The organism is Streptomyces sp. NPDC057271 (assembly GCF_042668715.1).
Classification (GTDB): Bacteria; Actinomycetota; Actinomycetes; order Streptomycetales; family Streptomycetaceae; genus Streptomyces.
In genome coordinates this window covers 24,444-33,614 of the sequence record NZ_JBHUYJ010000088.1, presented here as the reverse complement: position 1 = coordinate 33,614, position 9,171 = coordinate 24,444, and the positions used below count along the sequence as shown (strand labels likewise).

7 protein-coding genes are annotated in these 9,171 nt (G+C 71.6%); 1 reads left to right on the top strand and 6 read right to left on the bottom strand.

Annotated elements, in window-relative coordinates:
* Positions 1-121 precede the first annotated feature (121 nt).
* A complete protein-coding gene (locus ACFUJR_RS30035) occupies positions 122-1,474 on the top strand; it encodes a tetratricopeptide repeat protein (protein ID WP_383171591.1) in 1,353 nt (450 codons plus the stop codon).
* 153 nt (positions 1,475-1,627) lie between these two features.
* Here ACFUJR_RS30035 and ACFUJR_RS30030 read toward each other — a convergent pair whose 3' ends face one another.
* The 6 genes from ACFUJR_RS30030 to ACFUJR_RS30005 form a co-directional block, all read right to left on the bottom strand.
* On the bottom strand, positions 1,628-1,894 hold the full coding sequence (locus tag ACFUJR_RS30030) for a hypothetical protein (RefSeq protein ID WP_383171589.1): 267 nt from the start codon (positions 1,892-1,894) through the stop codon (positions 1,628-1,630).
* A 432-nt stretch (positions 1,895-2,326) separates the two neighbouring features.
* Positions 2,327-3,190: a carbohydrate ABC transporter permease gene (locus tag ACFUJR_RS30025; protein WP_383171587.1), complete on the bottom strand. Its 864-nt coding sequence runs from the start codon at positions 3,188-3,190 to the stop codon at positions 2,327-2,329.
* The gene (locus ACFUJR_RS30020) at positions 3,187-4,551 is read right to left on the bottom strand and encodes an ABC transporter permease subunit (protein ID WP_383171585.1); all 1,365 of its coding nucleotides are present in this window, start codon (positions 4,549-4,551) and stop codon (positions 3,187-3,189) included. The genes ACFUJR_RS30025 and ACFUJR_RS30020 overlap by 4 nt, the downstream gene beginning before the upstream one ends.
* A 10-nt stretch (positions 4,552-4,561) precedes the next feature.
* Positions 4,562-5,884 (bottom strand): ABC transporter substrate-binding protein, encoded by a 1,323-nt coding sequence (locus ACFUJR_RS30015; RefSeq protein WP_383171583.1) that lies wholly within the window; start codon positions 5,882-5,884, stop codon positions 4,562-4,564.
* Complete coding sequence (locus ACFUJR_RS30010; RefSeq protein ID WP_383171581.1) at positions 5,881-7,536, bottom strand: glycoside hydrolase family 13 protein; 1,656 nt, start codon at positions 7,534-7,536, stop codon at positions 5,881-5,883. The genes ACFUJR_RS30015 and ACFUJR_RS30010 overlap by 4 nt, the downstream gene beginning before the upstream one ends.
* A gap of 243 nt (positions 7,537-7,779) precedes the next feature.
* Positions 7,780-9,054 carry an ABC transporter substrate-binding protein gene (locus tag ACFUJR_RS30005; RefSeq protein ID WP_383171579.1) on the bottom strand — a complete coding sequence of 425 codons (1,275 nt, stop codon included), beginning with the start codon at positions 9,052-9,054 and terminating at the stop codon, positions 7,780-7,782.
* Positions 9,055-9,171 lie beyond the last annotated feature (117 nt).

Genomic DNA, 9,171 nt, shown 5'->3' with positions numbered 1-9,171 from the left:
CTCACCAGCGAGAACGCCATCTCCTGGCGCGACCCGACACCGCAGACCAAACAGTCGATTCCGGGATGAAACACTGGGAGAAAACGACCTCTCAGAGGCGGCCGCGCACCTGGACCGTGCCGTGGAGGACCTGCTCTTCTTCCGCCCCGCGGTGGTCGGGGCGGTCGAGGACCTCCTTGGCGCCGCCCCCGGCTCGCCGGTGGCGCAGGCGTTCGGCGCCTATCTGGGAGTGCTCGGCACTGAGCCGACCGAGGCCGCCGAGGCGCGGCGGCGGTTCGACGGTTTCGCCTCCGGACTCGACCTGACCGGGCTGCCCCTGCGGGAGCGACTGCACACGGAAGCCGCCGGAAGTCTCCTGGCGGGCGATCTGCGGCGAGGGAGCGCGCTCCTCGAGGAGCTGACGGTGGCCTTCCCCCGCGATGCGCTCGCGCTCTTCGTCGGGCATCAGCTCGACTTCCTCACCGGCGACGCCCCGCGGCTGCGGGACAGGATCGGCGGCGCACTCTCCGCCTGGGAGGAGGACGACCCTCACCTGGGCCCGCTCCTGGGCATGTACGCCTTCGGGCTGGAGGAGTCCGGGCACTACACCCACGCCCGGGAGACGGGTTCGGCCGCCGTCGAGCGGAACCGACACGACGTGTGGGCCATCCACGCCGTCGTGCACACCTACGAGATGCAGGGCCGCTTCTCCGAGGGGATCGCCTTTCTCGACGCGCGCAGCGGAGACTGGTCCGGCGGCAACTTCCTCACGGTCCACAACTGGTGGCACTACGCGCTCTACGCCCTGGAGGCGGGCGACACCGACACCGCGCTCGCCGTCTACGACGCGGCACTGCACCACGAGGAATCCAGAGGGCTGGCCATGGAACTCCTCGACGCGGCAGCCATGTTGTGGCGCTTCCGCCTCGCGGGGTCAGACCAGACCCGCCGATGGGAGGCGCTCGCGGACGCCTGGTCGGCGCGGTGTGACCCTCCGTTCTACGTCTTCAACGACGTGCACGCCGTCATGTCCTACGTCGGCGCCGGCCGGATCGCGCAGGCGCGACGGCTGATCGCCGACCGGCGTCGCTGGCTGGCGGAACCGGGCACGGCCGTGGTCACCAACCACGCGATGACCGCCAACGTCGGCCTGCCCGTGTGCGAGGCGCTGGTCGCCCACGCCACGGGGGACCACGAGACCGTGGTGGGACTGCTGTGGCCGCTGCGCCGGCGACTCCACGAGTTCGGAGGCAGCCACGCCCAACGCGACGCGCTCCAGAAGACCCTCGTCGAAGCCGCCCTGAAGTCCGGGCGGCACGACGTGGCGCGTGTCCTGATCAGCGAGCGGACCGCGCTGCGCCCGCACAGCCCGTACAACTGGCTGAGCAGGGCTCGCCTGGCGGACTCACTGGGCGATGCAGCCCAGGCCGCCGTCGCCCGCGACCGGGCGAACCGGCTCGGCCGGGTCGGGGGCCTCACGACCGACCGGTTCTGAGGCACTTCGAGCGCGGCCGGAGCCGCGGCGGCCCCGAGGGGCGGTGCCCTGTGGCCCCGCTCCCGGGCGCTCCTGCCAGGCGACGCAGGGTCCGTGGCCGAAGAAGCCTCGGCCGCTCATGCCCCGGCCCCGCGGACCGGCCGAAGGCCGCCGTCAGGCCGTCAGCGCCGCCACCACCTCCGCGAGTTCCCGCTTCGGGCCGGCCGTCCTGGCCGGCACGTCCAGGTCGTCCCGGCTGTGGCGGGCGCGTACGTCCGCGTTCCACCGCGCGGCGGCCGCCCGCAGCGGCTCGACGGCCTCCGCGAGGCGGCCGAGCCGGTGCGGGACGAGGCCGTAGCCGCCGGCTGCCCCCGTCCCGTGCGGGACTCCGCCGCACTTCCCAGGCCCTGCGCAGGAACGGCTCCGCCTCCGCGTACCCACCGCACTGGGCCTTCAGCCTGCCCGCGAGCATGGTGCTGAGCGACGACCCGTCGTCGGCGGCGCGCACGTACCAGCGCTCGGCCTCCTGGTGGTCCCGGCGGTGCTCGGAGAGCCGGCCCACCTGGTCGCACGCGTCATGGTGTCCCGCCTCGGCGGCCCTGCGGTGCCCGTGGTCGCGCAACGCGGGTCTGCGCAGCGAGCCGCACAGCTCCGCGAGGTCGTACGCGGCGCACGGATCTCCCGCCGGCGCGGCGGGCTCGATCCACCGGACACCGGACCACGTGGCGGTCGTCCGCGCCGGCCCAGGCGCCGAGGATCTTCCGTACACGTACGAGGCGTGGACGTCGCCCGCCTCTGCGCGTCGGGGACCGGCCAGTCGACGGCAGTTGACCCCCGTGCAACGCCGTCGGCCGCCGGCCCCCGTCCCTGCCGTCACTTCACCGAGCCCGCCATCACCCCCTGGACGAAGTGACGCTGGAAGGCGAAGAAGACCACCACCGGCACGATCAGCGAGAGGAAGGCTCCCGGTGCCAGGACGTCGATGTTGCTGCCGAACTGCCGTACCTGCGACTGCAGTTCCACCGTCAGAGGTTGCGCTGAGCTGTCGGCGAAGAGCAGCGCCACGAGCATGTCGTTCCACACCCAGAGGAACTGGAAGATCGCCAGGCTCGCGATCGCCGGCCGGCCGACCGGGAGCACCAGGCGGGTGAAGATCCGCCACTCGCCGCCGCCGTCCATGCGTGCCGCCTCCAGCATCTCGCGCGGGATGTCCGCGAAGTAGTTGCGCAGCAGGAACACGGCGAACGGCAGACCGTAGGCGACGTGGAAGAGCACGACGCCCGGGATCGTGCCGAACAGCCCCAGCTGCCCGAACAGCTTCGCCACCGGCAGCAGACCCACCTGCACGGGCACCACGAGCAGTGCCACAACGCCCAGGAAGATCCAGTCCCGGCCGGGGAACTCCAGCCAGGCGAAGGCGTATCCGGCCAGCGCCGCGACGACGACGACCAGGACGGTCGTCGGCACCGAGATCAGCACCGTGTTCCAGAACGCCTGGGTGATACCCGCGTTGCCCAGGAGGGCGGTGTAGTTGTCCAGGGACAACCGACCGGGACCGGTCAGCGCCGTCCACCAGCCGCTCGCGGCGTTGTCGCTCGCCGAGCGCAGCGAGGACAGCAGCAGCCCGGCGACCGGGGTCACCCAGATCAGGCCGACGACGGCCAGGAACATCTGGACCAGGCCGTTGCCCAGCCAGCGGCGCAGCCGGCCGCCCGGCATCGTGGCGGTCGCACTCATGACTGACTCCTGCGGAAGCGGCGGACGTTGAACACCATCGCGGGGATCACGAGCAGCAGGAGCAGTACGCCCAGCGCGCTGCCGAGCCCCTGGTCGTTGCCGCCGCCGAAGGACACCAGCCACATCTGGGTGGCCAGCACGGTGGCGTCCTCCTGAACCGGCCCCGGCGCGATGATGTAGATCAGGTCGAAGACCTTCATCACATTGATCACCAGCGTCACGAAGACGACGGTCAGCACGGGCGCCAGCAGGGGCACGGTGATCCGTCGGAAGACCTGCCACTCGTTCGCGCCGTCCATCCGCGCCGCCTCCAGCGCGTCGCGCGGCAGGGACGAGAGACCGGCGCCGATGAGCACCATCGCGAAGCCCGTCCAGATCCACAGGTACGCGCCGATGATCGCCGGAGTGACCAGGGCGGGACCGAGCCAGGAGACACCTTCGTAGGGCGGCGCGAAGTTCTCCGCCGGCAGCCGGACCGTGTACGCGCCCGCCCCCAGGCCGGTGAAGCGGAACGATCCGTCGGCCGCCGTGGTCGCGGTGGCGACCGTCTTCCCGTCGCGTACCGCCTCCACCGTCACACCGGGCAGTCCCCGCTCCGTCGTGTCGATCACGCCCGGCCGCCCCCCGCCGCCAGGCGTGAAGTCCAGGTACACGGCGCCGGCCACGTCCTTCGGGCCGGCCTTGCCGGCCGCCGCCGGCCGTGCCCCGGCCGGCAACTCCTTGGGCGCGACGCCGACGAGGCCGAGGGCGACGCTCTGTCCGAGGGAGACCGTGTCGGCCGTCCCGTACGAGCCGTCCGGCCGCCTGTCGAGCCCCTGGCCCTCGCGGGCCCGGGCCGTCGGGTACGACGACGCGTCCTGGAACACGTCGTGCACGCCGACCACGGCCGCGTTCAGCACGCCCTTGTCCGGGTCCTCCTCGTACGCGAGGCGGAAGATGATGCCCGCCGCCAGGAAGGAGACGGCCATCGGCATGAAGAGCAGCAGCTTGAACGCCGTCGCCCAGCGGACCTTCTCCACCAGCACCGCGAGGACCAGCCCGAGGCCGGTCAGCAGGGTCGGCGCGACGACCACCCAGGTGGCGCTGTTGCGGATCGCGGTCAGCGTGGCCGGGTCGCGGAACATCTCCGCGTAGTTGTCCCCGCCGACGAACCGCGACCCGGACGCGTCGAAGAAGCTGCGGCCCACGGAGAACAGCACGGGGTAGACGACCAGCGCGCCGAGCAGCAGCAGCGCGGGCAGCACGAAGGCGACGGCGACGAACCGCCGGCGGCGCCGGGCCCGGGCCCGCGGACTGTCGTCCCCACGGCCGCCCCCGGCGGCGTCGGCCCGGGATGGCGGGGGAGCGGTGGCTGTGGTCATGACGGCCGCCTCAGCTCTTGTACGCCTTGGCCGCTGCGCCCTCCAGCGCCGCGGCCGTGGCTGCCGGGTTCGACGGGTCACGAAGGAAGTCCTGGAGGATCTTCCACTCGCCCACGCCCTTGGTGCCGCCGAAGGCAGCCGGAGCCTGGTCCGACATGTCGAAGCGCACCGAATCGCCGGCGTCGATGAGCGACTTGGCCGTCTCGCGCAGCGTGTCGTTGCCGTAGGAGGCGAGATCGAGCTTCTTGTTCGGCGACAGGAAGCCGCCGGCCTCGGCCCACACGGCCGCCGCCTCCGGCGTCGCGAGGTACTCCAGGAACGCCGTCGCGGCCTTCTGGTTCTTGCCGTCCTTCAGGACGACGGCCGCGTCACCACCGCTGACCACCGGCGCCGTGCCACCCGCGACCGCGGGGAAGGGGAAGAAGGCGGCGTCCTCGCCGATCTTCTTGCCGAACTGGTCCTTCGCGATGCCGGCGACGAAGTCGCCCTCGTACACCATGCCCGCCTCGGGCTTCGGCCCGAAGACCTTCTCGACGGAGCCGGGGAAGTCGGTGCCCAGCGCTCCCTTCTGGCCACCCGCGATCAGCTTCTTGTCGGAGAACAGCGCCCCGAGGGTGGTCAGGGCCTTCACCACCGTGGGGTCGGTCCACTTGATCTCGTGCCGGGCGAGCCGGTCGTACTTCTCGGGACCGGCCTGGGAGAGGTAGATGTTCTCGAACCAGTCCGTGAGGGTCCAGCCGTCCTCACCGGCGACCGCGAAGGCCGGCAGACCGGAGTCGGAGACGGCCTGCCCGCTCTTGAGCATCTCCTCGTACGACTTCGGCGGCACCACGCCCGCCTGCTCGAACGCCTCGGGGCTGTACCAGACGGTCGACTTGTGGGCGGCCTTGAAGTACAGGCCGTACAGCGTGCCGTCCACGGAGCCGTAGTTCTTCCACACCGGCGCGTAGTTGGCGTCGACGGACTTCTTCGTGGTCTCGGAGAGCGGCCTGAGCCACTTCTGCTTGGCGAACTGCTGGAGCACGCCGACCTGCGGCACCATCACCACGTCCGGGGCGTTGCCGCCTTCGATCTTGCTGCCGACGACGGTGGAGACGTTGTCGCCGGTGGACACGAACCGGGTCGTGGCGCCGGTCTTCTCCGTGAAGGCGTCCAGCACCTTCTGGAAGTTCTTCTGCTCGGCGCCCGACCAGACACCGGCCACGTCGAGGGTCTGGCCGGACAGTTCCTTGCTGTTGCCGCCCGCGCTCACCTCTCCGCCGCCGCACGCGGTCGCGGCGAGCGCCAGGGCGAGTGCGGAGCAGCAGGCCGTCGTCATCCGTCGTATGGTCATCGTGGTCCCTCCAGGGTGGTGTCGTCACTGATCCACCAGGCGGCGGTGGATCCGGGAAGTACGCCGGTCGGGCAGGGCCCGCTGGACAGCAGCGGGGCGCCGGAGACCGGGGCGGGCACCGGGGCGGTGCCGAAGTTGACGGCGCAGACGAGTCCGTCGCCGCGCAGGAAGGCCAGCACGCCGGGCGGCGCGTCCAGCCAGCGCAAGGTGCCCTCGCCCAGCTGCGGCAGCCCGTGCCGCAGCTGCAGTCCGTCGCGGTACAGGTGCCAGAACGAGCGGGTGTCGGCCAGCGCCCGGTCGGTGGCGTGCTCGGCGAACCAGCCGGGCTGCGGCAGCCACGGCTTGGCGCTCTCCGCCCCCGTGCTGAAGCCGAAGGGGGAGGCGTGCCCCGACCACGGCAGCGGCACGCGGCAGCCGTCGCGGATCCGGGCCCGGCTGCCGGTGCGCCGGAATATCGGGTCGGTGAGCACCTCGTCCGGCAGGTCCACGACCTCCGGCAGGCCCAGCTCCTCGCCCTGGTAGATGTACGCGGCACCGGGCAGGGCCAGCATCAGCAGGGCGGCGGCGCGCGCCCGGGCGGCCCCGAGCCCGCTGCCCTCGGTGCCGGACTCGCCGTACCGGGTGACCGTCCGCACCTGGTCGTGGTTGTTGAGCACCCAGGTGACGGTGGAGCCGGTGCCCGCGATGTCGCGCATCGCCTCGTCGATCACCTTGCGGAAGGCGTCGGCGTCCCAGGGCGCGCCCAGCAGGTCGAAGAAGAACGCCTGGTGCAGCTCGTCGGGGCGGACGTACGCGGCGTGCTCACGGGCGGTCGGCACCGACACCTCGCCGACAAGGAGCCGCTCGCGTCCGTCGCGGGCCGTGTACTCCTCGCACACCGCCCGCCAGTGGCGCCACACGTCGTGCACCTCGGGCTGGTTCCAGGCGAGCGGGTTGACCGAGTCGCGGGTGCGGGCGTCGGCCTCCGGGTCGGGGGAGTCGGGCAGTCCGGGGTGCTTGAACAGGCCGGCCGCCACGTCGATGCGGAAGCCGTCGACACCGCGGTCGAGCCAGAAGCGCAGGGCGTGGTCGAAGTGGGCGCCGACCTCGGGATTGCGCCAGTTCAGGTCCGGCTGTTCGGGGGTGAACATGTGCAGGTACCACTGGCCGGGCGTGCCGTCGGGCTCGGTGATCCGGGTCCAGGCCGGGCCGCCGAACATGGCGTGCCAGTTGTTGGGCGGCAGGTCGCCGTCCGGGCCACGGCCCTCGGCGAAGTGGAAGCGGGCGCGGGCCTCGCTGCCGGGGCCGGCCGCGAGGGCCTCGCGGAACCAGACGTGGTCGCTGGAGCAGTGGTTGGGGACGATGTCCAGGAGCACCTTGACGCCCAGCCGACGGGCGTCGGCGACGAGCAGACCGAACTCGGCGAGGTCGCCGAAGACGGGGTCCACGTCGCAGTAGTCGGCGACGTCGTAGCCGTGGTCGTGCTGCGGTGACGGGTAGAAGGGGCTCAGCCAGATGCCGTCGACCCCGAGCTTCTTGAGGTACGGAAGACCGGCCCGGACACCGGCGAGATCGCCGATTCCGTCGCCGGTGCTGTCCAGGAAGCTGCGGACGTACACCTGGTAGATCACCGCGTCGCGCCACCAGTGACGGCGGCTTGGGGCTGTGAGCATCACCCGTTGACCTGTATTTCTGCGTGAAGGGGTGCGCGCCACCCAGAGCGGGTAGCGGTTATGTATACATGTTAAGTAGGTGTGTCGTAAGGGTGTCAATGAAGCTGCCGGAAAACGGCGATTGTTGGGGGTCTATGCCCTACTTTGCCCAGATCGTCAGGGCATGCCGTTCCGCATGCTGATACCTAACAGGTAAGTAAGCCCTGGAGGTGGGTGCGGAGGGAAAGAGGGGTGCGGAAGACGTCAGCGACGAGCGGCGATGGCCGCGAGTTCGTCCGCGAGCCGACGTACCGCCGCCTCGGGCGTCTGGTGCTGCGCCATCGCGTCATGGGCCACGGCCTGCACGGCGAGGCTCACCTGCTCGTAGTGCGGGCTCTTGGGCCGCGGAGCGGCCGCGAGCACACTCGCCCGCAGGGCGGGCAGATACGGGAAGCGCGCCACCAGCTCCGGATCCCGGTACAGCGCGGCCCGCACCGGCGGCAGGGCGCCCTCGCTCAGGACGCGGCGCTGCACCCGCTCGCTCGTGAGGTACGCGATCAGGTCACGAGCGGACTCGGGGTGCCGGGCATGGCTGCTCACGGCCAGATTGGAACCGCCCAGCACGCTCGTGCCCGCCCTCCCCGGGCCCGGCAGCGGCACCGCGCCGAACTTCCCCGCGACCTTGGACTGGGCGCCCGAGGCGCCGGCGTACGCGTACGGCCAGTTGCGCAGGAAGAGCAGACGGCCGTCCTGGAACGCCTGCCGGGACTCCTCCTCCTTGTACGTCAGGGCTTCCCTCGGGATCCAGCCGTCCCGCACACCGCGGCTGAGGAACCCCAGCCCCTCGCGGGCCGCCGCCGAGTCGACCGTGACCCGCTCGCCCTCGTCACCGAGGATCGTCCCGCCCGCCGAGTACACCGCCTCCGCGGCGTTGACCGTCAGCCCCTCGTACGGCAGGAACTGGCCCGCGTACCCGCCCAGGCCGTACTCCGGGGCGACGGTGCGGGCCTGCCGCTCCAGCTCCGCCCAGGTCCGCGGCGGGCGCTGCCCCGCGCGGTCGAGCACGTCCTTGCGGTAGAAGAGCATCCCGGCGTTCGTCACGTACGGGACGGCGTACAGCCCTCCGTCGTACGTCGCCGTGTCCACCACCGGCGGCAGGAAGCTCTCCAGCGGGAACCGGCCGGGCTCCAGCGGCGCGATCCATCCTGCCGCGGCGAACTCCGACGTCCACGCCACATCGATGTTGAGCAGGTCGAACCTGCCCTCGCCGGACCTCAGATCCGTGATCATCTGGGCCCGGGTCTCGTCGGCCGAGTCCGGCAGTTCGACCAGGGTGACCTTCTCGGCCGGATGCGCGCGGTTCCAGCCCTCCAGGACCGGGCCGAGATAGCCGGTGAGATCGCCGGCCGTGGCCAGCGTCATCGGGCCGCGTCCGCCGCGGGACTCCGCGCCCCCGGACGGGGCACCGGCAGCGATGTAACCCGTCAGTACGACCGCGAGCGCCAGGAGACCCCTACCCGCGGCACGCATCCACCGCATAGGTTCCTCCCAGAGCACCGCGCCGTACACCTTCGTCCGGCGACAGGGCATGTATACCCGTTAGGCATGGGCGATACTAGAGCCCAGATCACACCGGGAGCACGCCAAGGGAGGACA

Coding starts and splice junctions, on each gene's coding strand:
- ACFUJR_RS30025 (WP_383171587.1), bottom strand. CDS start 3,190: ATGAGTGCGACCGCCACGATGCCGGGCGGCCGGCTGCGCCGCTGGCTG.
- ACFUJR_RS30020 (WP_383171585.1), bottom strand. CDS start 4,551: ATGACCACAGCCACCGCTCCCCCGCCATCCCGGGCCGACGCCGCCGGG.
- ACFUJR_RS30015 (WP_383171583.1), bottom strand. CDS start 5,884: ATGACCATACGACGGATGACGACGGCCTGCTGCTCCGCACTCGCCCTG.
- ACFUJR_RS30010 (WP_383171581.1), bottom strand. CDS start 7,536: ATGCTCACAGCCCCAAGCCGCCGTCACTGGTGGCGCGACGCGGTGATC.
- ACFUJR_RS30005 (WP_383171579.1), bottom strand. CDS start 9,054: ATGCGGTGGATGCGTGCCGCGGGTAGGGGTCTCCTGGCGCTCGCGGTC.